This window comes from Allobosea sp. 67-29, assembly GCF_001898115.1.
Classification (GTDB): Bacteria; Pseudomonadota; Alphaproteobacteria; order Rhizobiales; family Beijerinckiaceae; genus Allobosea.
The window spans coordinates 74,223-99,378 of record NZ_MKSQ01000008.1; the positions used below are offsets into that span (position 1 = coordinate 74,223).

20 protein-coding genes are annotated in these 25,156 nt (G+C 67.7%); 8 read left to right on the forward strand and 12 right to left on the reverse strand.

What is annotated here, in order from left to right; all coding sequences use genetic code 11:
• Positions 1 to 302 precede the first annotated feature (302 nt).
• From BGO20_RS06985 to BGO20_RS06995, 3 genes are all read right to left on the reverse strand, one after another.
• On the reverse strand, positions 303 to 4,622 hold the full coding sequence (locus BGO20_RS06985) for a translocation/assembly module TamB domain-containing protein (RefSeq protein ID WP_291661041.1): 4,320 nt from the start codon (positions 4,620 to 4,622) through the stop codon (positions 303 to 305).
• Positions 4,622 to 6,634 carry an autotransporter assembly complex protein TamA gene (locus BGO20_RS06990; protein ID WP_291661043.1) on the reverse strand — a complete coding sequence of 671 codons (2,013 nt, stop codon included), beginning with the start codon at positions 6,632 to 6,634 and terminating at the stop codon, positions 4,622 to 4,624. Before BGO20_RS06990 ends, BGO20_RS06985 begins: the two co-directional genes overlap by 1 nt.
• A 108-nt stretch (positions 6,635 to 6,742) precedes the next feature.
• Positions 6,743 to 7,498 carry a hypothetical protein gene (locus BGO20_RS06995; RefSeq protein ID WP_291661044.1) on the reverse strand — a complete coding sequence of 252 codons (756 nt, stop codon included), beginning with the start codon at positions 7,496 to 7,498 and terminating at the stop codon, positions 6,743 to 6,745.
• A 132-nt stretch (positions 7,499 to 7,630) separates the two neighbouring features.
• On the opposite strand from BGO20_RS06995, the gene BGO20_RS07000 reads away from it, so the two are divergent.
• Together BGO20_RS07000 and BGO20_RS07005 are read left to right on the forward strand one after the other, a co-directional pair.
• The gene (locus BGO20_RS07000; RefSeq protein ID WP_291661045.1) at positions 7,631 to 8,149 is read left to right on the forward strand and encodes a DUF4142 domain-containing protein; all 519 of its coding nucleotides are present in this window, start codon (positions 7,631 to 7,633) and stop codon (positions 8,147 to 8,149) included.
• 164 nt (positions 8,150 to 8,313) lie between these two features.
• Positions 8,314 to 9,438, forward strand: coding sequence for a zinc-dependent alcohol dehydrogenase family protein (locus BGO20_RS07005; protein ID WP_291661047.1), 1,125 nt, complete (start codon positions 8,314 to 8,316; stop codon positions 9,436 to 9,438).
• A gap of 55 nt (positions 9,439 to 9,493) precedes the next feature.
• On the opposite strand, the gene BGO20_RS07010 is transcribed toward BGO20_RS07005, so the two are convergent.
• Positions 9,494 to 10,927 carry an aldehyde dehydrogenase family protein gene (locus BGO20_RS07010; protein WP_291661049.1) on the reverse strand — a complete coding sequence of 478 codons (1,434 nt, stop codon included), beginning with the start codon at positions 10,925 to 10,927 and terminating at the stop codon, positions 9,494 to 9,496.
• Positions 10,928 to 11,266: 339 nt separating this feature from the next.
• Here BGO20_RS07010 and BGO20_RS07015 point away from each other — a divergent pair, with 339 nt between their 5' ends.
• Positions 11,267 to 13,207 carry a putative bifunctional diguanylate cyclase/phosphodiesterase gene (locus BGO20_RS07015; RefSeq protein WP_291661051.1) on the forward strand — a complete coding sequence of 647 codons (1,941 nt, stop codon included), beginning with the start codon at positions 11,267 to 11,269 and terminating at the stop codon, positions 13,205 to 13,207.
• Positions 13,208 to 13,357: 150 nt separating this feature from the next.
• Complete coding sequence (locus tag BGO20_RS07020; protein ID WP_291661053.1) at positions 13,358 to 14,371, forward strand: aspartate/ornithine carbamoyltransferase family protein; 1,014 nt, start codon at positions 13,358 to 13,360, stop codon at positions 14,369 to 14,371.
• A 31-nt stretch (positions 14,372 to 14,402) separates the two neighbouring features.
• Here BGO20_RS07020 and BGO20_RS07025 read toward each other — a convergent pair whose 3' ends face one another.
• The gene (locus BGO20_RS07025) at positions 14,403 to 15,140 is read right to left on the reverse strand and encodes an SIMPL domain-containing protein (RefSeq protein WP_291661705.1); all 738 of its coding nucleotides are present in this window, start codon (positions 15,138 to 15,140) and stop codon (positions 14,403 to 14,405) included.
• 196 nt (positions 15,141 to 15,336) lie between these two features.
• On the opposite strand from BGO20_RS07025, the gene BGO20_RS07030 reads away from it, so the two are divergent.
• The gene (locus BGO20_RS07030; RefSeq protein WP_291661054.1) at positions 15,337 to 15,903 is read left to right on the forward strand and encodes a cytochrome b; all 567 of its coding nucleotides are present in this window, start codon (positions 15,337 to 15,339) and stop codon (positions 15,901 to 15,903) included.
• Between the two features lie 9 nt (positions 15,904 to 15,912).
• Here the strand turns inward: BGO20_RS07030 and BGO20_RS07035 are convergent, their stop codons facing one another.
• The 4 genes from BGO20_RS07035 to ccrA form a co-directional block, all read right to left on the reverse strand.
• Positions 15,913 to 17,601, reverse strand: coding sequence for an acyl-CoA dehydrogenase family protein (locus BGO20_RS07035; protein ID WP_291661055.1), 1,689 nt, complete (start codon positions 17,599 to 17,601; stop codon positions 15,913 to 15,915).
• Between the two features lie 90 nt (positions 17,602 to 17,691).
• Positions 17,692 to 18,570, reverse strand: a complete 879-nt coding sequence (locus tag BGO20_RS07040) for a DMT family transporter (protein WP_299857191.1) — start codon at positions 18,568 to 18,570, stop codon at positions 17,692 to 17,694.
• A 112-nt stretch (positions 18,571 to 18,682) separates the two neighbouring features.
• Positions 18,683 to 19,336 (reverse strand): glutathione S-transferase family protein, encoded by a 654-nt coding sequence (locus tag BGO20_RS07045; protein WP_291661057.1) that lies wholly within the window; start codon positions 19,334 to 19,336, stop codon positions 18,683 to 18,685.
• A gap of 79 nt (positions 19,337 to 19,415) precedes the next feature.
• Positions 19,416 to 20,687 carry a crotonyl-CoA carboxylase/reductase gene (gene ccrA, locus BGO20_RS07050; protein WP_291661059.1) on the reverse strand — a complete coding sequence of 424 codons (1,272 nt, stop codon included), beginning with the start codon at positions 20,685 to 20,687 and terminating at the stop codon, positions 19,416 to 19,418.
• 201 nt (positions 20,688 to 20,888) lie between these two features.
• On the opposite strand from ccrA, the gene BGO20_RS07055 reads away from it, so the two are divergent.
• Complete coding sequence (locus BGO20_RS07055) at positions 20,889 to 21,191, forward strand: hypothetical protein (protein ID WP_291661060.1); 303 nt, start codon at positions 20,889 to 20,891, stop codon at positions 21,189 to 21,191.
• A gap of 6 nt (positions 21,192 to 21,197) precedes the next feature.
• On the opposite strand, the gene BGO20_RS07060 is transcribed toward BGO20_RS07055, so the two are convergent.
• Positions 21,198 to 22,145 carry a PLP-dependent cysteine synthase family protein gene (locus BGO20_RS07060; RefSeq protein ID WP_291661061.1) on the reverse strand — a complete coding sequence of 316 codons (948 nt, stop codon included), beginning with the start codon at positions 22,143 to 22,145 and terminating at the stop codon, positions 21,198 to 21,200.
• 112 nt (positions 22,146 to 22,257) lie between these two features.
• Here BGO20_RS07060 and BGO20_RS07065 point away from each other — a divergent pair, with 112 nt between their 5' ends.
• Positions 22,258 to 22,671 (forward strand): MarR family winged helix-turn-helix transcriptional regulator, encoded by a 414-nt coding sequence (locus BGO20_RS07065; RefSeq protein WP_291661062.1) that lies wholly within the window; start codon positions 22,258 to 22,260, stop codon positions 22,669 to 22,671.
• Between the two features lie 3 nt (positions 22,672 to 22,674).
• On the opposite strand, the gene ubiG is transcribed toward BGO20_RS07065, so the two are convergent.
• Positions 22,675 to 23,436: a bifunctional 2-polyprenyl-6-hydroxyphenol methylase/3-demethylubiquinol 3-O-methyltransferase UbiG gene (gene ubiG / locus BGO20_RS07070; RefSeq protein ID WP_291661064.1), complete on the reverse strand. Its 762-nt coding sequence runs from the start codon at positions 23,434 to 23,436 to the stop codon at positions 22,675 to 22,677.
• Positions 23,437 to 23,570: 134 nt separating this feature from the next.
• Here ubiG and BGO20_RS07075 point away from each other — a divergent pair, with 134 nt between their 5' ends.
• Positions 23,571 to 24,809 (forward strand): aspartate kinase, encoded by a 1,239-nt coding sequence (locus tag BGO20_RS07075; protein WP_291661066.1) that lies wholly within the window; start codon positions 23,571 to 23,573, stop codon positions 24,807 to 24,809.
• 16 nt (positions 24,810 to 24,825) lie between these two features.
• On the opposite strand, the gene BGO20_RS07080 is transcribed toward BGO20_RS07075, so the two are convergent.
• A partial coding sequence (locus BGO20_RS07080) for an efflux RND transporter permease subunit (protein ID WP_299857198.1) occupies positions 24,826 to 25,156 on the reverse strand: 331 nt, incomplete at its 5' end.

Sequence of the window (25,156 nt, forward strand, 5' to 3'; positions counted from 1 at the left end):
TCCCGGTCTTTCGCCCGCGTCCCTGACCCAATTCAGAGGCGAAGACGAAAAACAGCGACCGGGAACGTCCCGACGCATTCCCACCATACGAATGCCGCCCTGCCGATCAACCACGATCCGCCCGCGAGGGCTGTGCACAGGGTGCTTTGGAAACCGGTGTTGCAGGCGAGCCACGCTTTAACTGCCGAAATTTACACGGCGTTAACCGCATAGGCCGGTTTGGCGCGGATCTGGCCCAGCGAAAGCGGCGTGAACGGCGAATCTCCCAGCCGAATCCACGAATCCGAGGCAGCCGCCGCGAGTCAGTATTCCCACTCGGCTCCAAGGCCGACCGCGGCGCTTCCGTCCGCGCCGGTCTCGGCCTGCAGCTTGAGGCGCTTGGTCAGGTCGATGCCGACCGAGACGCCGCTGTCCTCCGGCTTGGTCCCCACCTTCACGCCGACGGAGACGTTGTCGCTGATGTAGCGGGAGGCACCGACGGTCGGCCCGCCCTCGCCCATCTGGATATCCAGATTGTCGACGCCCAGCGATTTGCGCAGGCGCTCGAAGGTGTCGTCGCCGCCGCCGCCGGCGAACTGGGCCGCAGCCTGTGCAAGCTGCACGGCCTGGAAGGGCGAGAGCGAACCGGAAGCCCTGGCGAAGAGCAGGCGCGACAGCACCTCGTCCTGCGGCAGCTGCGGCTCGGAGGTGAAGGCGAAGGCCGGCTGGTCGGCCGGGCCGCTGACGATGATCTTCGCGGTCACGTCCGCGGCGCGCGTCTCGGCGACGAAATCGAGCTGGGGAATCAGGCCGCCAGCGAAGGTCAGGCGGCCGCGGCTGAAATCGAGGCGCTGGGTCAACACGTTGAGGCGGCCTCGGCGCAATTCGAAGCCTCCGTCGAGCGCCGGCGCCGCCAGCGTCCCGCCGACGCGGATCTCGCCGCCCAGCTCGGCGTCGATTCCCCGTCCGCGGATGAAGACCCGATTCGGCGCGGAGACCGTCAAGGCGAGCGCCGCATCGAAAGCCGGTCCGGCCCGACCCTTTCGGGCGCGAGCCTGCCGGGCCTTGCGCGCCGCCGCGAGGCGCGCCGCGGCAGTCCCCTTGGCGTGAACATGCTTGATGCCGTCGACAGGCCGCAGCGAGGCGGGCAGGCGGTCCGGCACCGAAACCTCCAGCGAATCGACGTCGATGCGTCCGCCGATGCGCGGGCGCTGGGCGAGCGGCCCCGAGATGTCGAGATCGAGCCCCGCGACGGCGGTGACGAGGCCGCTGGAGAGGAGCTGGGCGCGGTTGCCCTGGATGCGGATCGTCCCCGGGAAACCCGCGGTCGGATCGACCTTGACCTGGCCGCTGGCCGAGATGGTGCCGCCATTGGGCGTGCGTGCCGAGGCGCTCTCGATCGTCAGGTTGTCGCCACTGGCCGCGATCCGCGCCCGCATATCGGCCAGGCGAATGCCCTGCAGCGCGTCGGTGAAGCTGCCGTTCGAGAGGGTCGCGTTGCCGCTGAGGCGCGGCGCCGACGGCGTGCCTTCGGCGCGCATATCGATCGCGAAGGCGCCCGTCAGGCGCTGGCCGTTGACCGCGAGCATGGTGTTGGCAAGCGCCGCGTCGACGCGGCCCTGCGCTGCCAGCGACAGGGCACCCGTGGCGTTGAGCGGGGCCGTGCCGCGCAGACTGAGGCTGGCGCCGCGGCCGGCGTTTATTGTGGCCTCGACGCTGGTCGCGTCGCCCTTGAAGGCGCCCTGCCCGGCGATCTCGACCGGAGGCAACCCGGCCTGCCGCGTCTCGGCCGTCGCCAGCCGGGCGATCTTCACGCTCCAGGGGCCGGAGAGCGCATCCGGCCTGCCCTGAATCTGCGCCTGCGCATTCAGGGTGCCGGAAAGGTCGAGACCCGGCGCAGCGATCCGCGCCGCCGAGAGCGGCACGTCGCGCGCGGCAAAGCGCAGGTCCAGCGTGTCCCCGGCCTTGCCGTCGAGCGTTACGCGGCCATGATCGATCGCCAGCGCCAGACCGGCGATCTCGACGCCCGAGGCCGGAAAGCTGAAGGTCGCGGGATTTGCGAGGGTGATGGCGCGACCGTCGCGGCGCGCATCGAATGAGGCGATCTCAAGCTTCAGCGGCTCGCCCGGCACGAGCTTGCCCGCGCCTTTCAGGGCGAAGCCGCGGGCATTGGCGCTGAGCGTGAAGGCGCTGGCATCCGGCGCGCCCTTCGAGTCGAAGCGAATCGTGCTGATCGTCTCCCCGGCCGCGACGGCGCGGTCGATGGCGATCGCGGCGTCCAGCATCGGATGGCCGTAGATGTCCTTCGCCCCGATGGTCGCATCGAGCTTGTCGATCGAGACCGACGGCCCGGCCAGCCGGCTGCCTCGCGCGGTCAGGTCGATGTTCTGGCGCCCCTCGGGCGTCGTGAGGGTGATGTCGGCGTCGAGCTGGCCGCCGAGCTTCGTCAGCGCCAGCGCCGAGAGATCGTCGAGATTGCGCGCGGCCAGCGTCAGCCGGCCCGCCGCACGGCTCGACGGATCGAGCGTCACGGCGCCGTCGACACGCACCGAGCCGATGGCGAGAGCGAGCTGCGACAGGTTCCAGCCGTCATCGGGCTGGCGGTTCAGCGCGATCGTCCCCGCCGCCGGCTTGGCGTCGACCTCGCCGGAGAGGGTGATGTGGGAATCGAGCGCACCCTGCAGATCCTTGACCACGGCGTCGATGGCGAGGCGCGGGATGGGCCTCGCCAGCGCGGTCGCATTGGCGAGCGCGATGCGGGCCTTAGCGTCGAGCTGCTTCAGCGGGCCGGTGATCTCGGCATCGACGTCGGCGCGGCCGGAGAGGCGCGGATCGGCGCGCTTCAGATCCGGCAAGGCGAGCGCGAGCTTGAGATTCGACGCGTTCTGGCCGAGCGGACCATCGGCCGTGAAGGTGGCGTGCTGGCCCGCGACCTTAAGACCGGAAAAGGTGTAGTCGCCGGCGAGCGCCCCGACCTTGCCGCCGAGCGTCAGGCTGCCGGCGAGCAATCGGTCGACCACTGCGTCGCCGGTCGCAACACGCTCGGCCTTGCCGTCGAGCGTGGCGGCGTATTTGTCGGCCTTGGGCGTGGCGTCCAGATCGGCAACTATCTGCGCTCTGCCACCGAGCGGGCGCCGGGCGAGGCCGCTCAGCCGGGACAGGTCGGGCAGCACCGCCTTGAGCTGACCGAGGACACGGGCCTGGCCGAGCTTGCCCTTGTAGTCCAGCTCCATGCCGGCAAGCGCGAGGCGCAGAGTCTCGAAGTCTGCGGTCGCATCGTCATTGCCGGTGCCGCGCAGGGTGAAGGTGACCTTGTCGCCGACGGCCCTTGCGAGCGCCTTGTCCGCCAGCGCGATGCCCGTCGCCTCACCGTCGCTGGTGAGCACGATGCGGGTCCCGGCATCGCCGATGCTGCCGCTAGGGGTGGCGTTGAAGGTCAGCCCGACCTTGCCGAATTGCCCGATCGGCAGCCTGGCATCCTGCGCGTCGAGCCTGGCAGCGACGGTTGGACCCGCGACCGGCCCCCGGATCGTCGCATCGAAGGCGAGCTTGCCGATCTCGGTGCCCGAGGCGACGGTGCGGCCGCCAGCATTGGGGCGCGACGCAGCGGTCACGTGCAGATCGAGCGTCTTGTCCGGGTTGTAGCGCCCGAGGACGTCGAGGCGCGCCAGAGCCGAAACCAGCGCGAGATTGCGGATGTCGATGCCGCCGTCGTCGGCAAAGCCGACTGTGCCGTCCAGCTTCGTCGAACCCGCGAAGACCGGCGCCGCCGGCGCCGGCATCAACCCTTCGATCCGTGCGTCCAGCGCCAGGGCGAGCTGCCGCTCCGAGCCGGTCCGGTCGACAGTCGCCGAGCCCTCGGCCCCGATGGTCGGCCCGGCGGTGAAGGTCAGGTTCGAACGGAAGGAATCGAGCGGGCCGTCGCCGTTGAGGTCGAGCTTGACCGGCGGCTCGCCGGGCAGCCCGGCCGCTTTCGAGATCAGGCCACCGGCCGGCTCGTCGAGCTTGGCGGCGAGCCTGAGGCGCGTGCTCTCGGGAACGAAGGAGAGGTCGACATTGAACGTGCCCCCCATGTCGAGGCGACGTGCCTCGAACTTGAGATCGAGCCCCTCGTTCGGCGGGCCCAGCCGCGCCGCACCCGTCGCGCCGAGGCGCGCAGCCACGCCGATGACCGGCTCGCCAAGCACCAGCTCGTTGAGTTGAAAGGCCCGCAGAATCACCTTGAGCGGCAATTCCGGCAGGATCGGCCCATCGCTCGGCGGAGCCGTCCCGGTGGGCTGTCGCGCCGGCCTGCGCAGGATTTCCAGCTTGCCGATCTCAAGCCGGTCGACATCGAGCCGGCGCAGCAGGAGCGCACTGCGGGTCCAGACAAGGCGGAGGCGGTCCAGGCGGAGCCAGGCGCCGTCGCGGTCCGACAGCACGATGTCGCGAATCTCGACATCGGAGGAGAGCGCTCCGTTGACCTCGCCGATCGAGACCTGGCTGGTGTCGCTCGAGAGCGCCTTCGAGATCAGGTCGGCGACGATGCCGCGATCGGTCTGGGCATTCTGGGCGAAGCCGGCGAGATGGCCGAGGGCGAGAATCCCCCCCGCCAGCAGGACGGCGAAGAGGGCGAGTCGCGGAAGGGTCAGGAGCCGGCGCATCAGAAGGCCTGTCCGATGCTGACGTAGAGCGCGACCGGCTTGTCGCCCTTGCGGGGATTGAGCGGCGCGGCGACGTCCACGCGGATCGGCCCGATGGAGGTATAGTAGCGCAAGCCCAGGCCGGCGGCCATCTGCAGCTTCTGCTTGCCATCGGGCAGGCTCGACGCAAAGGCCGTCCCGGCATCGAAGAACGGCACGATGCCGATGGTGTCGGTGATCTTGATGCGCGCCTCCGCCGAGAGCTCGAGCAGGCTGCGGCCGCCGGTCAATTGCCAGTAGGGCCCGAGCGGCGAGAGCGAGCGGTAGGCATAGCCGCGGACCGAGCCGCCGCCGCCGGCATAGAAGCGCCGCGTCGCCGGAATCTCGTTCAGACTCGCGCCCGCGATCGAGCCGAAGCCGACCCGGCCGGCCAGAACATAGCGGGCATCCTCGTCGAGCGCGTAATAGGCGGAGACTGCCGCCTTGGTCTGATAGATGCCGACGGTGGAGCCGAGGAAGGCCGGATAGGGCGTGAAGGATGCGACCGCCCGGATGCCTTTCGTCGGATCCAGCAGGCTGTCGGTTGAATCGTAGTTCACCGAAAGCGGAATGCCGACCAGAGTATAATCGACCTGGCCCAGAACGTCGCTGGTCTGGCCGCGCTCGACTTCGACACCCGCCTGGACCGAGAACGTGTCGCTGAAGCGGCGGCGGATCGCGGTGGTCACATTGGCGTAGCGGGCCGTATAGCCGCCATAGCGGTTGGTGCCGACGCGCTCGCGGGTCGCGACGCCGTCGAGCAGCCAGTCGTAGCGGCTGCCATTCAGCGCCGGCTTCATGAAGCTGAAGCCGAAGCGGCCGCCGAGGTCCGACTGCTCGAAGTCGCCGAAGTTCTGGATCTTCGTGCCGTTGATGCGCGGCGCCAGGAAGACGCTGGATTCCAGCCGTAGCCGCTCGGCCCCGCCGAACAGGTTGCGATGTTCCCAATAGACCTTCACCGCCGGGCCATCGATGGTGGAATAGCGGGCCGAGAAGCCGAGAAGCCGTTTCGGACGCTCCGTCACCTCGACGAAGATCGGCAAATTGCCCGCGCCGTCGAGCTTGTCGCTCTCCCGAATGCGCACCGAGCCGACCGCCGGGATCTTCGCGATCGCCTTGCGCGTGTCGGACAGAGCCTTCGGAGAATATGGGTCGCCGGGCTCGATGTAGATGAAAGAGCGCACGACCTCCGGCGGGATCTCGTCGGTCTGGCCCAGCGAGATGTCGCCGAAGCCCGCGAGCGGGCCGGCATCGAGTACATAGGTCACGTCCATGATGCCGGCCGCATGGTCGACCACGGGCCTCAGCTCCACCACCTTGGCGAGCGGACGGGATTGTGCGCGCATGTAGTCGACCAGGGCCGCCTGCGCGGCCCGCAGGGAGGCAGCCGTCGCCGGCTCTCCGGCCGTCAACCTGGAGACCTTCTGCGGATCGGCGATGGCGACCCCGTCGGCCTTGTCGCGTTCGACGATGTCGATGTTGCGGAAGCCGAAGACCTTGCCGGGGCGGATGCGCACGATGATCGGCACGGCGTCACGGTTGCGATGCGCTTCCAGCGCACGGACCAGGGGCGCGCCGGGCTCGGACCCGACCGCCAGCGGCACGCCGTCGACGACGAGCGAGACATCGGCATTGAAATAGCCTTGCGACCACAGCGCATCGACCAGCGGGTTGAGATCGGCCGCCATGCGGCGCGACAGCGTCTCGCCATCGGGCGGGGCGTCCTGCCGCAGGCGGTAGAGCAGGGACGCGTCCTGGAGCGTCCGTGTCAGGGCCTTGGCATCGCCAGCCTCACCCAGATCGAAGTCGAGCTTGTAGGGCAGCGTCGAAACGCTGGGAGCGGGCGGCGCGTCCTTCTTGGTGAAAAGCCCGAAGACATCCAGGGAAGACAGATCGAAAGCTTTGGCAGGATCAGCCTGCAAGCCGACGAGCGCCGCCACCGCATAGCCGCCGCTCAGCGCGACCGTCTGGCTCGCCCTTCGCCAGAACCGCATCCGTCCTCCAAGCAACCCCCAGCCGCAACACCGAACTCTACTCGCTGCGAGCGGCCATCATAGAGTGGAGGCCGCCGCACGCAATGCCGAAGGACTCGATGGTTTCCTCTAACGAAGCGTAAACGCTACGCTGGCGAGCGGGTTCAGCTTGGCGACGACATCGCCCTTGCCAGGCGAGAGAACCCCGCCGCAAAGGCTGCCGGTGGTGACGAGCTGGCCGGCGCGCAGCGGCCCCAGACCCTCCTCCTGCCGGTTCGCCCAGGCCAGGAACGGGGTCATCGGGTCGCCATTGCCATGCACCGCCGGCTGATCGTAGATCGCCACACCATTGAGCGAGATGAAGCAGCCGAGCCCTGTCACATCGTCGAGCACGCCGATGTCGAGATCGGGACCGACGAAATAGCCGCCGTGGCCCATCGCATCGGCGAGCCAGAGCGGCATGGCAACGGCGCCGGCCCAGTTGGCGAGGCGGCTCTCGACGATCTCGATCCCGAGGAACGCCCTGTCGCAGCAGGCGAGCAGCTCTGCCCGCGACCACGGCTGACCTGGCCGCAACGGCACTTCGCGCGCGAGGCGCAGGCCCAGTTCGATCTCGAAGCGGATCTCCGCGCCCGTCGCCCCCTCGTAGACGTCCCCCGGCGCCAGCCAGGGGCCCGGCATCAGCCCCGCGATCGGCGTGCCGTCCTCGGCGATACCGACCTTCCAGCCGCGATCCTCGAAGCCGGCGCCGCGGTTGACCGCGCGCGCGATGGCAAGTCCGTCCGCCAGCGACGGCGGCACCGGCAGGCTCGCCGTCTCGATCAGGGATCCTTCGCGGCGGGCCGCGAGAAGCGCATCGCGAACGGTTTCAGCGGTGGTCGGCATGATGTCCCTTCCCTGTCGCGCCGGCCCGAAGCCGCGGACGCAAGTCCTGCTATCCCAGGCCAGGCGGAGGGACAAGCGCGCGGCCGCTTCCGCGCTGTGGAACCAAGCCCATGCCTGCGCGGTTGCCGTGCCATGACCCGAACACGCCGAGCCCTCCTCGCAGCGATCCCGCACGCGCTCGCAGGCATGGCTCTGCTGCGCTTTCGCCCGGCCCATGCGCAGGCGTCGTTGCCGGCACCGGAGTTCGTCAGGCAGGTCGCCATCGCCAACATGTTCGGCATCGAATCGGCGACGCTGGCACGCCAAAAGAGCAGCTCGTCGGCCATCAAGGAGTATGCCCTGCGCCTCGCTGAGGATCATGCCAAGGCGGCGAGCAGCCTGAGGCGGATCATCGCACGCCGATCCGACATCGCCCTGCCCGACCGGCCGGACAGCCGCCGCCTCGACCTGCTGCGGGATCTCGGAAGTCTGGACGGTACGGATTTCGACAAGGCCTATACGGACGCCCAGCGCAGCACGCATCGGGAGCTCGCGCAGTTGCTCGACAGCTATGCCAGGACCGGTGACGATCCGGAATTGAAAAGCTTCGCAGCCGAAACCCTGCCGCTCTTCCAGAGCCTTGACCGCAAGGCCCGGCAGCTCGCGCCCTGAGAGAGGGCGCCGGCCTCTTCCCGACCGGACGAGACCCATCTGTGCCGCAACCTGTCGCCGCGAAACGCGGTCTCCCCCTGCCCTGTGACATACCGCGCAGCCTTTGACAGCAGCCCCGTCTCCTGTCGGGATATCGCGCGATCACGAGACCGGAGCTTGCGCCCATGAAGATTCGCGCCGCCGTCCTGAACGAGAGCCCGGTTGCGGCGCCTTACATGCTGAGCCGCCCGCTCCGGATCGAGGAGCTGGAGCTCGCTCCACCCGGGCGCGAAGAAGTTCTCGTCCGGGTGCGCGCCGCGGGGCTTTGCCATTCCGATCTCTCCGTCATCGACGGAAACCGCCCGCGGCCGGTGCCGATGGTGCTCGGCCACGAGGCGGCCGGGGAGGTCGTCGAGACCGGTCCCGGCGTCGATGACCTGAAGCCCGGTGACCGTGTCGTGATGGTGTTCGTGCCCTCCTGCGGGCATTGCGCACCCTGCGCCGAGGGGCGCCCCGCCCTGTGCGAACCCGGCAACGCCGCCAATGGGCGCGGCGAGATGCTCGGCGGCGGGCGCCGGCTCTCGGCTCATGGCCAGCCGGTGCATCACCATATCGGCGTGTCCGCCTTCGCCGAGCACGCAGTCGTCTCGCGCCGCTCGCTGGTCAAGGTCGAGGCCGAGATCCCGCACGAGATCGCGGCGCTGTTCGGCTGCGCCGTTCTCACCGGCGTCGGCGCTGCCGTGAACACGGCCCGGATCAAGGCCGGCGAGACCGTGGCGGTCGTCGGCCTCGGCGGCGTCGGGCTTTCGGCCCTGCTCGGGGCGATCGCCTGCGGCGCCTCGCGGGTGGTCGCCGTCGATCTCGCCCAGGACAAGCTCGATCTCGCTCTGGCGCTCGGGGCGAGCGACGTCTTCAAGGCAGACGAACCGAATGCGGTCGAGACGATCAGGCAGGCGACGCGGGGCGGCGTCGACCACGGGCTGGAGATGGCCGGCTCGGTGAAAGCCCTCGACCTCGCCTACCAGATCACCCGGCGCGGCGGCACGACCACCACGGCCGGCCTCGCCAACCCCGCGCATACGCTTGCGCTCTCGCCGGTGCGGCTGGTCGCAGAAGAGAGGACGCTCAAGGGGTCCTATGTCGGCTCCTGCGTGCCCTCGCGCGACATTCCGCGCTTCATCGAGCTGTACCAGCGCGGCAAATTGCCGGTCGACCGGCTCTGGACCAGCTCCGGCACCCTCGACGAGATCAACGAGGGCTTCGACGCGCTGAACGAAGGGCGGACGATCCGCCACATCGTCACGATGTGATGCCCTCCTCATTCTCCGGCAAAGCGATGCTTTGGCCGGAGAATGAGGCGCCGCGTCAGCCGTGCCTGTGCACGATCGTCTTGGTGGTGGCGAACTCCTCCAGCGCGATGAAGCCCTTCTCGCGGCCATGACCGCTCTTGCCGGTCCCGCCGAAAGGCAGTTCGATTCCGCCGCCGGCGCCGTAGCCGTTGATGAAGACCTGCCCGGCGCGGACACGCTTGGCGACGCGCTGCTGACGCCCGCCATCCTTGGTCCAGACCGCCGTGACGAGGCCGTAGTCGGTCCCGTTGGCGGCCGTGATCGCATCCTCCTCGTCCTCGAAGGGGAAGGCCGCAAGGACCGGGCCGAAGACCTCCTCCTGCTCGAGGCGGTTGCCGCGCGGCACCGGGCCGAACAGCGTCGGCGTGACGTAGAAACCGCCATTCGGCACGCCTTGAGCGACCCTGCCCTCGGCGATCACCGGGATGCCGGCTTCTCTGGTCTGGTCGATGAAGCTCTGGACGCGCCCGCGCTGCCTGGCGTTAATGACCGGGCCGCAATCGAGATCCATCTCAGGCGTGCCCGCCTGCAGCTTCGAGAAGGCTTTCGCCACCTCGGCAAGGACGTCGTCATAGATCGACTTCTGCACCAGCAGGCGGCTGCCGGCCGAGCAGGTCTGCCCGGTGTTCTGGACGATGGCCTTGCAGGCGATCGGCACGAACGCCTCGATATCGGCATCCTCGAAAACGATCTGAGGCGACTTGCCGCCGAGTTCGAGCGTGCAGGGGATGAGGTGCTCGGCACAGGCGTGCTGCACCATCTTGCCGACCTCGGGCGAGCCGGTGAAGGACATGAAGCCGATGCCGGGATGGGCGGAGAGCGCCGCACCCGCCTCGTGCCCCCTGCCCGCGACGATGTTGATCGCGCCGTCGGGGAAGCCGACCTCGCTGGCGAGCTCGGCGAGGCGGAAGGCCGTCGAGCAGGCGTCCTCGGCAGGCTTGAGCACCACGGCATTGCCCATGGCGAGCGAGGCGGTGAGCGAGCGGCCGATCATCTGCGCCGGATAGTTCCAGGGCAGGATATGGCCGGTGACGCCGTGCGGCTCGTGAATGACGCTGACGCTGTAGCCGTTCAGGAAGGGGATGACATGGCCGTGGACCTTGTCGGCCGCGCCGCCATAGAACTCGAAATAGCGGATGGTGGCGTCGATGTCGGCGCGGGCCTGGCTCATCGGCTTGCCGGTATCGCGGGCCTCGAGCTTGGCCAGTTCGTCGAAATGATCGTGCACCTTGACGGACAGCTTCGCGATCAGGCGGCCGCGCTCTGCGGCCGTCAGCCTGCCCCAGGCACCGTCGAAGGCGGAGCGGGCGGCCATGACCGCAGCATCGATGTCGGCCGCGTTGCCGCAAGCGATCCGGGCAAACTCCTCGCCCGTTGCGGGATCGAGCTTGGCGAGGGTTTCTCCCGTCTGGCCAGCGACATAGCGGCCATTGATGAAATGTCGATTCATGTTCTTTCCGATCGCTCAGGCCGGGCATGACCCGGGGGAATCGCGCGGCACGCTGGACTGTCGTGCATCGATCCACAAGTGTCGGCCGTGCCGGGTCGCCGCGCGGATCGTGCAGGGTTGCCGGTGCAACACGGATGCTCGACAGCACCGGCTGCGCAATGCCCGCGGCTCAGCAGCAATGAGACGACCGCGCGCCGATCGGCTCACCCGGCCAGACGCGGCGAAATTTCGTCGATCCGAAAGAAAACCTTCATACGTCACACCGTTCATTAAGAACCCTTTTCCGAAGATGCCCATTACGCTGCGTCGGGGGCAAGATCGACCGGTAGGGCGGATGAGATGGCCGAGGTTCGCGAGAACGAGCGCGCTATGAAATCGGAGCTGGTCGCGGCCTTGTACGCGACGCCCGGCACGATCCTGATCGGAGCCGCCATGGTGGCGACCGTCATGGCGGCGGCCACGGCGCTGACGGGCGGCGACGCTTCCTTCGCATCGATGACCGTGGCCATGCTGGCCATCGGGCTGGTCCGCCAGCTCGCGCATCGGCGCTTCCTGCGCGTCGACCTCGCCAGGGCCAGCGAAGCCGAGATCACCCGTCTCGAAAGGCTGGCGATGGTCGGCGCCTGGTCGACGGCCGCGCTCATTGCCGCGTTCGGCTCTCATGCGGTGCTCAACTACACCTATCAGCCGGTCGCGGTGCTCGCGATCGCGCAGACCATCGGCTACCTCGCCGGAATCTCGGGCCGCAACACGTCGCGGCCCCTGGTGACGCGCGTGCAGATCCTGATAGCGGCCTTTCCGTTCATGCTCGCCCTGATCTGGACCCGGGACCTGGCCTATCTGATGATCGGGCTCACGGTTGCGCTGACGACAGTGCTGACCTTCTCGAGCGCGCAGGTCATCCACCGCGTCTTCGTGGCCCGGCTGCGCACGATGCGGGAGCTGGAGAATCTCGCGGTCAGCGACACGATCACCAGCCTCTACAACCGCCGCGGTTTCATGCGCGAGATCCGTGCCGAGACCAACGCGGGCCATCCGATCACGCTGATCTCGATCGACATCGACCGCTTCAAGGGCATCAACGACAGCTTCGGCCACGATGTCGGCGACGCGCTGCTGCAGGCCTTCGGCGATCTGCTGAGCGGGGAGCTCCAGCCCGGTGACATCGCCGCCCGCACCGGCGGCGACGAGTTCATGGTGGCAACGGCGCGCGATGCCGGCGAATCGACTGCATTCGCCCGGCGCCTGGTCATGCTGCTCGGCAGCCAGCGCGTGGTGGCGGGGCGCCACGTCACCGCGACGGCGAGCATCGGCATCGCGCCGGCGGGATGCGCCAATACGATCGACGAAGCGCTGAAATGCGTCGACATTGCGCTCTACCGCGCCAAGCTCGAGGGCCGGAACCGCTTCGTCGTCTACAACGAAACGGTCCATGACGAGCACGAGGACAGCCGCGCGATCGAAGCCGAACTGCGCGACGGAATCCGGCGCGGCCAATTCGAGCTCCAGTTCCAGCCGATCTACAATCCGCGCTCGGGGACGGCGACGATGGCCGAGGCGCTGCTGCGCTGGAACCACCCGGAACGTGGGCTTGTCAGCCCCGAGCGCTTCATACCGCTGGCGGAGCGCACCGGCCTCATCACCGTGCTCGGCGCCTGGGCGCTCGACGAGGCCATCCGGACGGCGCTGACATGGCCGCGAAACATCGGCGTCAGCGTCAACGTTTCGGCCCGGCAGTTCGATCACGGGCACGATCTGGTCGGGCTCGTTGCCGCGCTGCTGCGACGCCATCGGCTCGATCCGCAGCGGCTCACCATCGAAATCACCGAAAGCTCGCTGATCGAGGACGCCGAGCACGTCACCGCCCGTCTTATTGCGCTCCGGACGCTCGGGGTCCGCATCGCGCTCGACGATTTCGGCACGGGGTATTCCTCGCTCAGCTACCTCGCCCATCTGCCGATCGACACGATCAAGATCGACCAGGCCTTCACGCAAGAGCTCGGCACATCGCGCAAGGCCGAATACCTGATGAACGCGATCACGCAGCTCGCCCATGATCTGAAGCTGCGACTGATCGTCGAGGGTGTGGAGACGCCGGAGCAGCTCGCGATCATCGAGAAGCACGCTGTGCACGGCATCCAGGGCTTCGTCTTCGCTCGGCCGATGGCCGCCGAGGCATTGCTGCCGATGATCGGTAACCGGGTGGCGACGGGGCGCGCCAAGCCGCCCCGCCCCACCAGCGGTTCCCGCAAGGGGGACCGGTTCAGCGAAGTCGCCTAGGCCGGGCTTCGAAACGGCATGACCGAGCCACTCGCGGAATCCTCTGCCGAACTATTGATAGCGAATGCGTGATCCGGTCAGATCGCATTGCGATCGGACCGGCGCAGGCTTCATGCGCCCCGGACGCATCCGCGCGAGCCGGAGGCCTTGATGCAGCGCCCGAACTACCCGAGCGGCAAGGACCTGCTGAGTGCCGACGCGGTTTCGCGCTTCGATCTCGACGACATCTTCGAACGTGCCGAACGCCATCTCCAGGAAGAGGAGCAGGAAAAAGCCGGGATTCTGCCGGAGCAGCCGACCCATCGCCGCAGGCCGCGAGTGATCGCCACGTTGTTCGACCAGCGCAGCACGCGCACGCGCCTCGGCTTCCAGGCTGCGGCGGCCCGGCTCGGCCACCAGTCCATCGATGCCTATGACACCGACCGCAGCCGGATGGGGACCAGCACGGGCGAATCGGTCGAGGACCATATCCGCACCGTCGAGCTCTACAGCGATCTGCTGGTGGTGCGCTCGCATCTTGAGGATATGCCCTACCGCGTCTCGCGGCTGAGCTACCTGCCGGTAATCAACGCGGGCAATGGCGCGGACGAGCATCCGAGCCAGGCGCTGATCGATCTCTTCGCCATCCGCCAGATGCGTGGCGACATCGAAAAGCTCGCGATCGCGCTGTCGAGCGACACGCGCGCCCGCTTCGCGGTGTCCTTCGTCAAGATGCTAAGGCTGGCGCCGCCGAAGCGCTTCACGCTGTGCTGCCTGCCCGACGTCCCGATCAACCCGGTGATGCGGGAGGCGATGACCGTGCTCGCCGGGCTGGGAACCGAGGTCAGGATCGTCCACGACGTGCGCCAGACCCTCGACCACGACGTGCTCAGCATCCAGATGCAAGACATGAGTCGCTTCGCCCATGCCTCGCTCGGCAACGAAGCGGTCGACAAGGAGAAGGAAAGCGAGCCCTTCACGATCACGGCACGGAAGATTCTCGACGCGCGTTCCGATACGCTGATTCTCAATCCGCTGCCGCGCTTCTCGGAGCTGGACACCTCCTGCGACAGCCTGCCCAATGCCGGCTACTTCCGGCAGGTCCAGCTGTCGGTGCCGATGCGGATGGCGGTCCTGGAGCGGATGCTCTCGGGCGTTCCCTGGACCGGACAGGCGGCGAACTGAGCCGCCGCCCTCCCTGCAGCAGTCGGCCCGGTCAGCGGGCGATCTCGAAGACCACGCTGACCTGGGTCTGGTAGCTGTTCTCGCCGCTGGCCAGCGGCACGGCCATGTCGGCGGCCGCCTTGCGCATCGGCGCGGCGTAGGCGATCGGCCGCGGCGGCGCGGCATTTTCCTCGATCGACAGGATCGGGCCGAGCTTCACGCCCGCAGCCTCGGCCAAGGTACGCGCCTTGTCGAGCGCGTCCGCCACGGCGCGCTTGCGCGCCTCGGTCATGGTGGCCTTCAGGTCCTCCTTGACGAAGCTGATGCCGCCACCCTGGTTGACGCCGAGACCGACGACCTTGTCGATGATCGCCCCGGCCTCGGCGAGCTTGCGAATGCGGACGGTGACCTCGTTGCTGACCGCATAGCCGACGATCTTCGGCTCCTGCGGCTTGTCGCGCGAGGGCTGGGAATAACGCGGCTGAATGTCGAGGCGCGAGGTCTGGATGTCGCGCTCCGCGATGCCCGCCGCCTTGAGCGCGTCCAACACCTCCTTCATCGCGGCGCTGTTGGCGTTGAGCGCCTCGCGCGCCGTCCCGGCCTCGCGCAGGACGCTCAGCGTCACGACCGCCATGTCGGGCGCGACCGAGGCCTCCCCCTCACCCATCACGCTGATGCGCGGCGGCAGGCGAGCGGCAGCCGAATCCTGCGCAGCCGCAGGCGCGGCAGGCAACATGGCGGTGGCGACAAGCGCGGCTCCGGCAAGGGCGGGGGCAAAAAGGTTCAGCATCATCTCTCCTGTCGGCTAATCCGGCCGCCATCGGCGGCCGCCTTATGCCAAGCCCGCGATGGTGTCGAAATTATCACGGCGTTCCTTCGCTCCCGCCGCCCGCACCATATCCGGCAGCGATCATGAACAAGATTTAACTTCCCCAGCGAAAGGCCGCCATTTAGATTGGAATTCCTCTAATCTGGGAAAACCGACCGTGGCCGACCTTTCCGCTACCACCACCGCCGCGACCGCCTATGATGCCGTCGCGCGCAAGCTCCACTGGAGCATCGCTGCGCTGATCCTGGTGGCCTTCGGGCTCGGGCTGACGGTCGACGTTTTTCCGCATAGCTGGGAATATGCGGTGGTCGAGACCCACAAGGTCGTGGGGATCGCGATCCTCGTGCTTGTCCTCGCCCGGCTGGGCTGGCGCCTGACCCATCGTCCGCCGAAAATGCCCGACGGCCCAGCGATCCTGGCCCTGGCCGCACGGATTGGCCATGTCGCCCTCTATCTCGTGATGCTGATCGTCCCGATCATCGGCCTCGTCTACGCGGTCCGGCGCGGGCAGGGGTTCGACTTCGGCCTGTTCGCCGTGCCGGCCTTCCAGGCGGCCGAGCCGCGTGCCGCCACGCGCCCCATCCGGGAATGGCACGAATGGGCCGCCTATGCGTTGATCGCCCTCGCCTGCCTGCACGCGCTCGCGGCCTTCTGGCATCATTTCGTGCGCAAGGACGACACGCTCCGGCGCATGCTGCCGGATGCGCCGCGACGCTCGCTCTAGGTATTACCCCTACCCTTCGACCAGGCGCCGGGCGATCACCTGCGCCTGGATTTCGGCTGCGCCCTCGAAGATGTTGAGGATGCGGGCATCGCAGAGCACACGGCTCACCGGATATTCCAGCGCGAAGCCGTTGCCACCGTGGATCTGCAGGGCGTTGTCGGCCGCCGCCCAGGCGACGCGGGCGCCGAGCAGCTTGGCCATGCCGGCCTCGAGGTCGCAACGCCGGTCAGCATCCTTCTCGCGGGCAGCGAAATAGGTGAGCTGGCGGGCGATCAGGATCTCCGCCGCCATCATGGCGAGCTTGTCGGCGACGCGCGGGAAGGCGATCAGCGGCTTGCCGAACTGGATGCGCTCCTGAGCGTAACGCAAGCCGAGATCGAAGGCCGATTGCGCGACGCCGATGGCGCGGGCCGCCGTCTGGATACGCGCGGCCTCGAAGGTCTGCATGAGTTGCTTGAAGCCCTGCCCCTCGACACCGCCGAGCAGGTTTTCGCCCTTCACGATGAAACCGTCGAAGGCGAGCTCGTATTCCTTCATGCCGCGATAGCCGAGCACTTCGATCTCGCCGCCGGTCAGGCCCTCGACCGGGAACGGATCGGCGTCGCTTCCGCGCGGCTTCTCGGCGATCAGCATCGACAGGCCGCGATAGCCCGGCGCATCGGGATCGGTCCGCACCAGCAGTGTCATGATGTCGGCGCGGACGGGATGGGTGATCCAGGTCTTGTTGCCGTAGACCTTCCAGACGGCGCCGTCGCCGTCCCCTTCCTTGACCGCCTTGGTGCGCAGGCTGGCGAGGTCGGAGCCGGTGTTCGGCTCGGTGAAGACGGCGGTCGGCAGGATCTCGCCGGAGGCGATCTTCGGCAGCCACTTCGCCTTCTGCTCGTCGGTGCCGCCGCAGAGAATGAGCTCGGCCGCGATCTCGGACCGGGTCCCGAGCGAGCCAACGCCGATATAGCCGCGCGACAATTCCTCGGAGACGACGCACATCGAGACCTTTGACAGGCCCATGCCGCCGAACGCCTCGGGGATGGTCAGGCCGAAGACGCCGATTTCGGCCATCTTCTCGACGACCGGCATCGGGATGTAGTCGTTCTCGAGATGCCATTCATGGGCGTGCGGCGTGACCTCCGCGGCACAGAACCGGCGCATCTCCGAGCGGATCGCTTCCAGCGTCTCGTCAAGGCCGGGATCGCCCACGCTGCTCGCACCATCGCTCTGGCTGAACAGGGCGACGAAGCGGGCCCGGTTTTCCGGCGTGTTGCCCTCGGCGATGAGCCTCTCGGCCGCCTCCGAGCAAGCGGCCGCCACCGCCTCCTGCGACAGGCCGAGCGCCGGCAGCCGGACGATCTCTCCCTGGCTCATCGGAATGCCACCGAAGATCTGGGCGGCGTATTCACCCGCGCCGATACGGATCGCACAGTCCTCGACCGCGCCGTAGCGTCCTTCCTCCTGCAGCCGCTCGCCATAGGCTTTCAGCTCGCGCAGCGCCGTGACGTAGGTGGCGAGCCAGGACAGGCCATGCGCGGCATGCTGCTCGGCTTCGAGCCGGGCCGAGGAGACCCGGCCCTCGACTTCGACCCTGCGCCGGACGGCCGCGACCGCAGCCTCGAGCAGCGTCTCGAAGCCCGGCAGCGCCGCCGCGACGAGAGCGACCGCGCCCCCGCGGCTTTCGGTTTGCAACGCAGCGTTGGCGCTCATGATTCAGCCTCCCTTTGTTGCGTCGCAGCATAGGCGGAAGCGCAGGGAAACCAAAATCCGCCTTTCGGCGAGGATGCCGGCAGCGGTCGGCTATTTCCGGCTGGCGAGGACGACACCGAGGATGCTGACGGCCATGCCGGCGACCTGAAGCGCGGAAAGCGTCTCCCCGAACAGCAGCCAGGCCTCGACCGCGACCAGCGCCGGTACGAGATAGAGAAAGGTCACGATGCGCGAGACTTCGCCGCGCCGAAGCATGAACAGGTACAGCCCGATGCCGCCGAGCGAGAGGACGACCACCGACCAGAACAGGACGAGCAGCATCGTCACGTTCCACTCGATCCGCATCGGCTCCAGCGCCCAGGCGACGGGAATGGTGACGAGAAAGGCGGCGGTATACTGGATCGCCGTCACCGTCCTGAGATCGCCCGAAACCACCCGCGCCTTCTGGTAGAAGGAGCCGAGGGTGACGGCGATCATGCCGACGATGTTGATCAGGACCGGCAGAAGCACAGCCCACAAGACCGCGGGATCGACGCCGGCCAATTGGGGCTCAAGCACGAGCGCGATTCCGACGAAGCCGCAGGCGATACCGAGCCAGCGGACACCCGAGATGCGCTCCCCGACGAGGACCGGGGCGAAGAGAGCGGTCAGGATCGGCTGCAGGCCGGCGATCAGGCCGGAAATGCCGGCGGGCAAGCCATGACGCACCGCCCACCAGACGCCGGCGAGATAGATGCCGTGAAGGAGGACGCCCGTGATCGCGATGTCGATCACGGCCCGGCGGCTGCGCGGCCACGGCGCACCGGCTGCGAGCGCCATCAGCCCGACGAGAACCGCTGCGGAGGCGAAGCGCAGGGAGAGAAAGGTCAGCGCATCGGCGTAGCGCGCCGAATAGCCGGCCACGATCCATCCCGTCGACCACAGGAAGGTGAAGAGCAGCGGCATTGCTCGCATAAGGAGAGGCGACATCGGACCGGACGCTGACGAGGGCCGCCGTCTCTACTCCCGATCGGCCGGAGGCAAAAGAGCGCACAGGCGCCCAGGGCCATGCCCGTGACGCGGCCATGCCGAGAGTGGCATTTCAGTCGCGATCCGGCGCGCCGGGCGGGAAGTAGTGACGATAGGGCCGCGCCTCGTCGACCGCGCGCGCGAAGGATGGCCGCTTCAGCAACCGGGCGCGGTAGGCTCGCACGTTCGAAAAGGTGCTGTCGATCTCATGGACCCAATCGGCGTAAAACAGTGACGGTGCCGCACTGCAATCGGCCAGGGTGAAGCCATCCCCGCAAGCCCATTGCCGCGAGGCCATCGCCCCGTCGAGCCAGCCATAAGCGGAATCGAGCATGGCGCGCGCCTGAGCAACGCCGACGCGGTCACGATCCTCGGGCGGGCGCATGAAATCGGCGACGATGCGCTGCATCGGCGTCATGACATAGTTGTCGAAGAAGCGGTCCATCGTCCGGACCTCGAGCGCGGCCTTGGCGTCTTCCGGCACGAGGCGCACGGGACCGGGGTGATACAATCCGAGATGCTCGATGACGACGCTGGATTCGAGCACCGTCCGGCCATCATCGACGAGAACCGGGAAACGCTTCAGCAGCCAGAGCGCCTCCAACTCTTCGCCCGCGCCTTCGTCCTCGAGATTGCGATAGGTGAAGGGCGTCCCGTTCTCGTAGAGCGCGATCAGCACCTTCTGGCAGTAGGACGAGAACGGGTGAGCATAGAGCGTCAGAGCCATGGCATCCTCCAAACCAATTGCATTTCGCAATCGGAATTTAAGGAAACCGATTCTGTTTTGCAACCGGATTTTTACCGGCTCATGTCCCCAGAGCTTCCGCGACGTCCTCATAGGTCCGCAAGCCCGTGCGGGGCGCGTAGACCAGAACCGACATGTTGCCCGGTGCGTGCTCGTTCTTCCACATCTTGTGGTGGGCGAGCGGGATCTTGTCCCAGGGGAAGACCTCGGACATGCAGGGATCGATGCGCCGGTCGATGACGAACTGGTTGGCCGCGCTCGCCTGCTTGAGATGGGCGAAATGCGAGCCCTGGACGCGCTTCTGGCGCATCCAGACATAACGGGCGTCGAAGGTGATGTTGAAGCCCGAGGTGCCCGCGCAGAACACCACCATGCCGCCGCGCTTGGCGACGAGGCAGGAGACCGGGAAGGTCGCCTCGCCCGGGTGCTCGAAGACGATGTCGACATCCTTCTTGCCGGTGATGTCCCAGATCGCCTTGCCGAACTTGCGGGCCTCCTTGGTCCACTCGTTGTATTCGGGCGAATTGACCTTGGGCATCTGGCCCCAGCAGTTGAAATCCTTGCGGTTGATCACGCCCTTGGCGCCGAGGCCCAGCACGTAGTCGCGCTTGGTCTCGTCCGAGATGACGCCGATCGCGTTGGCGCCCGAAGCCGCGCAGAGCTGGACGCCGAAGACGCCGAGGCCGCCGGAAGCGCCCCAGACAAGCACGTTGTCGCCGGGCTTGATGGTGTGCGGGGCATGGCCGAAGAGCATGCGGTAGGCGGTGGCCAGCGTCAGCGTGTAGCAGGCAGCCTCCTCCCAGGCGAGATGCTTCGGCTTGTGCATGAGCTGGCGCGACTGCACCCGGCAGAACTGGGCGAAGGAGCCGTCCGGCGTCTCGTATCCCCAGATGCGCTGGGTCGACGAGAACATCGGGTCGCCGCCATTGCACTCCTCGTCGTCGCCGTCGTCCTGGTTGCAGTGGACGATGACCTCGTCGCCGACCTTCCAGCGCTTCACCTTGGAGCCGACTGCCCAGACGATGCCCGCGGCATCGGAGCCGGCGACATGGAACGGCGCCTTGTGGACGTCGAATGGCGAGATCGGCTGGCCGAGGCCGGCCCAGATGCCGTTGTAGTTGACGCCGCCGGCCATCACGAGGAGCAAGACCTCCTCCTCGCCGATAGGCCATGTCGGCACGACCTCGACCTGGAACGAGTCCTGCGGCGCCCCGTGACGCTCGCGCCGGATCGCCCAGGCATACATCTTCTCCGGGACATGGCCGAGCGGGGGCAGTTCGTCGAGTTCGTAGAGATCCTTGAGCGGCTTCACGGCGGCCTGCGACTTCGACATGGTCGTCTCCCTGCTCTCTTCCGTCGTTGCCCAGCCCGGCGCTCGTCGGCGGATTGGGACGCCGATCATGCACCATATGCTGCGCTGCGCCATTAACCTAAGGAATCACGCCGCAGCGCAAAATCACGATGGCGCCGGCACTTCCGTTTTCTTCACTCTTCGCCGCGATCCTGCGGGCAGGCGCGCTGGAGGATAGATGGCATGCGCAGTCTGCTGATGATGGTGGGCCTGCCGGACCTGCCGCTGCTTTCCGTCATGCTGGTCGTCACGATGATCGTCCTCGCCGCGCTCCTGTTCGGCTGGATTTCGGACCTGCTGCTCGGCGATGGCGGCTTCGGGGTAACCTTCAACGCCGGGCTCGCGCTCGTCGGGGCCTTCGTCGGCACATGGCTCTGGCACCGCTTCGGTTTCCCCACACGCTTCGACGCCAACGCCCTGCGGGCGGGGATCGCGGCCGCGTCGGGCCTGGCCCTGCTCCTCGTCGCCGCCGTGCTGCGACCTTAGAAGCGCTCAGGCCTTCCCGGGCAGCGTCGCCGCGAAACTGTTCAGGTACTTCATGCCGGTGTCGCACATCATCGTGACGATAGTCGCGGCGCTTCCCAATCGTCCGGCGAGGCGCAGTGCGGCAACGACATTGCCGCCGGTCGAGGTCCCGGCGAAAAGCCCCTCCTCCCGGGCGAGCCGCAGCGCCATAGCCCGCGCCTCCTCGGTCGAGACGGGCTCGATCGCGTCGACGAGCTCGGCCCGCCACAGCGGCACCACATAGCCTGCCCCGACGCCGTCGATCTTGTGGGCTCCGGTCGGACCGCCCGAGAGCACCGCGGACTCGGCCGGCTCCACCGCCACGATCGCCAGCGGCCGGCCGCGGCGGTGCAGCGCTTCACCGGTCCCGCGCAAGGAGGCGGCGGTTCCGACGCTCTGCACGAAGCCGTCGATCTGGCCGCCTGTCTGAGTCCAGATTTCGTCCGCCAACCTGTCGTAGGCGGCGAGTTGATCGGTATTGCGCATCTGGTCGGTCCAGAACGCGCCGGTCTCGGCGGCAATGACGCCCGCAGCCGCGATCATGTCCTTCGTCAGCGTCTCGGTCATGCGACCGGATTCGCTCCGGATGATCGTCAGCTCGGCACCCAGCAGCTGCATATGGACGAGCTTCTCGCGGGCAAACGCATCCGAGGTCACGATATGCAGCCGATAGCCCTTCACCGCGCAGACCTGAGCCAGTGAGACACCGGTGCTGCCGCCGGTATACTCGACGACGCTGCCACCCGGCTTCAGCCGTCCGTCGGCTTCGGCCGCCTCGATCATGGCGAGCGCCATGCGATCCTTCATCGACCCGGTCGGGTTTTCGCTCTCGAGCTTCAGGAGGATTCGCGCGCCATTCCGCGGACCGATGCAGCGCAGAGGCAGCAGCGTCGTACGTCCGATGCGGCTGAGGACGGTGTCGGGCATGGCCGTCATGGCGGGATTCCCTTCCTTTGAATTTTCTTGTATATACAATCCTTGTATCTGCAAATAGATGGTCTGAGCAATGCCGGAACACCGGGGATTTCGTGCGGAGCTCGAAGAGCAGGTGGCGGGCTGCGCCGGGCTGAATAGCCGCGCGCTCGCACGGCGATTGACCAGGATCGTCGACGAAGCGCTGAAGGAGAATGGTGTCGGGCTCGCCCAGATCGGGCTGATGGCACTGATCGCGACCCATGCGGACGACCGGATGGCAGCGCTGGCGGCACGCGCCGGGCTCGATCCCTCCACGCTCTCGCGCAACCTGCGCGGGTTGGAGCGCGAGGGGCTGATCGAGATCGCGACGGTCGAGAAGGACCTGCGGCGGCGAGCGGTCTGGCTGACGGAAAGCGGGGTCAGGCGCCTGCAGGCGGCACTGCCGGGCTGGAGGCAGGCTCAGGCCAGGATCGCAGACCTCCTACAGGCCGAATTCCTGCAAGAGATCGCCAAGGCGAGCGAGAAGCTCGCCGCATATAAGGATTGAAGGTCAGGCGGCTCCGCCGCGGCAGGCGGCGAGCATGTAGTTGACGTCCATGTCGCGCGACGCGCTCCAGCGGCCGGTCAGCGGATTGAAAACCACGCCGGCCTGCGTCCCGACCGTGAAGCCATTGCCCTCGATGGCGCCGCCGAGCTCTGCCGGGGTTACGAACTTCTCCCAGTCATGGGTGCCCTTCGGCAACCAGCGCAGAACATATTCCGCGCCGACGATCGCCAGCGCATAGGATTTCAGCGTGCGGTTCAAGGTCGCCATCACCAGCAGGCCATCAGGCTTCACCGCCGCACAGCAGGCGGCGACAAAGGCCTCGACATCGGCGACATGCTCGACGACCTCCATGGCCAGCACGATATCGAAGCGCCGGCCGGAAGCGACGACGGCCTCGATCGTCTCCTCGCGGTAGTCGATCGAAAGCCCGCTCCTTTCGGCATGGGCCCTGGCGACGGCGATGTTGGTGGGGGCGGGGTCGAGGCCTGTGACCTCTGCGCCGAGCCTTGCGAGCGGCTCGGACAATACCCCTCCCCCGCAGCCGATATCGACCAGGCTCAGCCCTTCGAGGGTCCGCATCTGCTTCGGGTCGCGGCCGAACCGGGCGCAGGCCTCATCGCGGACGAAGGCCAGCCGCACGGGGTTGAACTTGTGCAGGACGGCCATCGGGCCCTTCTGATCCCACCAGTCGCGCGCGATCGCGTCGAAGCGGGCGACCTCCGCCGGGTCGATCGTCGAGCCTGAACGTTCGGTCGCAGCCGCCATGAACGGGTCCTTCGCTGATGCGATGCCGCATTGACACCGCGCCTGACGCCCGTCATCTACACCCGCCCCGCCGAGAGCGCGAGGGCGACGTTTCGACCCGGCCGCAAGCCGGGACAGCTATCGAAAAGACCATCATGGCCCGTCTGGTGATGAAATTCGGCGGCACCTCAGTCGCCACTGTCGAGCGCATCAAGAACGCGGCGCGGCACGTCAAACGCGAGGTCGAAGCCGGCAACGAGGTGGCGGTCGTGGTCTCGGCGATGTCGGGCAAGACCAACGAGCTCGTCGCCTGGTGCAAGGAAGCGGCGCCGCTCTACGACCAGGCGGAGTACGATACCGTCGTCGCCTCGGGCGAGCAGGTCACCTCGGGGCTGATGGCGATCGTGCTTCGCGAGATGGGCATCCCGGCCCGCTCCTGGCAGGGTTGGCAAATCCCGATCTACGGCTCGGACGCCCATGGCTCGGCCCGCATCGTCGACGTTGACGGCGCCGGCATCATCGCCGGCTTCGACCGCAACCGCGAGGTCGCCGTCTGCTCCGGCTTCCAGGGCGTGCATGCCGAAAGCCGCCGCATCGTCACGCTCGGCCGCGGCGGCTCCGACACGAGCGCGGTGGCGCTCGCAGCCGGCCTCAAGGCCGATCGCTGCGACATCTACACCGATGTCGACGGCGTCTACACCACCGATCCGCGCATCGTCCCGAAGGCGAAGCGCATGGACAAGGTCTCCTTCGAGGAGATGCTCGAAATGGCCTCGCTCGGCTCGAAGGTCCTGCAGGTGCGCTCGGTCGAGATCGCCATGACGCAGCGCGTGCCGACCTATGTGCGCTCCTCCTTCGACGACCCCGAAAACCCCAATCCTGGCACCCTCATCTGCGACGAGGACGACATCGTGGAACAGCAGATCGTCACCGGCATCGCCTTCTCCCGGGACGAAGCCCAGATCACCCTCCGCCGCGTGGCCGACAAGCCCGGCGTCGCCGCGGCGATCTTCGGCCCGCTCGCCGATGCCAATATCAATGTCGACATGATCATTCAGGTCGTCTCGGACGATCAGGCGACGACCGACATCACCTTCACCGTGCCGACGGCCGATTACGAGCGCGCCCGCACGCTGCTCGAGAGCAAGCACGACACGATCTCCTACCAGGAGATCCAGGGCGCGACCGACGTGGTGAAGATCTCGGCGATCGGCGTCGGCATGCGCTCGCATGCGGGCGTGGCGGCCCGCGCCTTCCGGGCGCTCGCCGAGAAGGGCATCAACATCCGCGCGATCACCACCTCCGAGATCAAGTTCTCGGTGCTGATCGACGCCGCCTATACCGAACTCGCCGTGCGCACGCTTCACTCGCTCTACGGGCTGGACGCCGGCTGAGGCGCCGCCGGCCGGCTCACTCCGCCGGGTGCGTCGCGGGCGGCGACGCATGGCTGCTGCCGCGGAATAGCCCGCCGAGCCTCACCAGCCCTTCCGAGAGCCTGTCCATGTAGAGGAACAAGACGGGCGTGATGAACAGCGTCAGGACCTGGGAGATCATCAGGCCGCCGACGACTGCGATGCCGAGCGGCTGACGCAGCTCGGCGCTGGCGCCAGCGCCGAGGGCGATCGGCAGGGTTCCCATCAAGGCGGCAAGCGTCGTCATGATGATCGGCCGGAACCGCATGATACAGGCCTTGTGGATCGCTTCCTTGGCCGACATGCCCTCGCGCCGCAGCACCAGCGCG

What these genes read in the sequence shown, in the direction of transcription:
- BGO20_RS07060 (WP_291661061.1), bottom strand. Translation starts at nt 22,145, where the DNA reads ATGACGGCCATGCCCGACACCGTCCTCAGCCGCATCGGACGTACGACG.
- BGO20_RS07020 (WP_291661053.1), top strand. Translation starts at nt 13,358, where the DNA reads ATGCAGCGCCCGAACTACCCGAGCGGCAAGGACCTGCTGAGTGCCGAC.
- BGO20_RS07025 (WP_291661705.1), bottom strand. Translation starts at nt 15,140, where the DNA reads ATGCTGAACCTTTTTGCCCCCGCCCTTGCCGGAGCCGCGCTTGTCGCC.
- BGO20_RS07045 (WP_291661057.1), bottom strand. Translation starts at nt 19,336, where the DNA reads ATGGCTCTGACGCTCTATGCTCACCCGTTCTCGTCCTACTGCCAGAAG.
- BGO20_RS06990 (WP_291661043.1), bottom strand. Translation starts at nt 6,634, where the DNA reads ATGCGGTTCTGGCGAAGGGCGAGCCAGACGGTCGCGCTGAGCGGCGGC.
- BGO20_RS07055 (WP_291661060.1), top strand. Translation starts at nt 20,889, where the DNA reads ATGCGCAGTCTGCTGATGATGGTGGGCCTGCCGGACCTGCCGCTGCTT.
- BGO20_RS07000 (WP_291661045.1), top strand. Translation starts at nt 7,631, where the DNA reads ATGACCCGAACACGCCGAGCCCTCCTCGCAGCGATCCCGCACGCGCTC.
- ccrA (WP_291661059.1), bottom strand. Translation starts at nt 20,687, where the DNA reads ATGTCGAAGTCGCAGGCCGCCGTGAAGCCGCTCAAGGATCTCTACGAA.
- BGO20_RS07040 (WP_299857191.1), bottom strand. Translation starts at nt 18,570, where the DNA reads ATGTCGCCTCTCCTTATGCGAGCAATGCCGCTGCTCTTCACCTTCCTG.
- BGO20_RS07035 (WP_291661055.1), bottom strand. Translation starts at nt 17,601, where the DNA reads ATGAGCGCCAACGCTGCGTTGCAAACCGAAAGCCGCGGGGGCGCGGTC.
- BGO20_RS07075 (WP_291661066.1), top strand. Translation starts at nt 23,571, where the DNA reads ATGGCCCGTCTGGTGATGAAATTCGGCGGCACCTCAGTCGCCACTGTC.
- BGO20_RS06995 (WP_291661044.1), bottom strand. Translation starts at nt 7,498, where the DNA reads ATGCCGACCACCGCTGAAACCGTTCGCGATGCGCTTCTCGCGGCCCGC.
- BGO20_RS06985 (WP_291661041.1), bottom strand. Translation starts at nt 4,622, where the DNA reads ATGCGCCGGCTCCTGACCCTTCCGCGACTCGCCCTCTTCGCCGTCCTG.
- ubiG (WP_291661064.1), bottom strand. Translation starts at nt 23,436, where the DNA reads ATGGCGGCTGCGACCGAACGTTCAGGCTCGACGATCGACCCGGCGGAG.
- BGO20_RS07015 (WP_291661051.1), top strand. Translation starts at nt 11,267, where the DNA reads ATGGCCGAGGTTCGCGAGAACGAGCGCGCTATGAAATCGGAGCTGGTC.
- BGO20_RS07010 (WP_291661049.1), bottom strand. Translation starts at nt 10,927, where the DNA reads ATGAATCGACATTTCATCAATGGCCGCTATGTCGCTGGCCAGACGGGA.
- BGO20_RS07005 (WP_291661047.1), top strand. Translation starts at nt 8,314, where the DNA reads ATGAAGATTCGCGCCGCCGTCCTGAACGAGAGCCCGGTTGCGGCGCCT.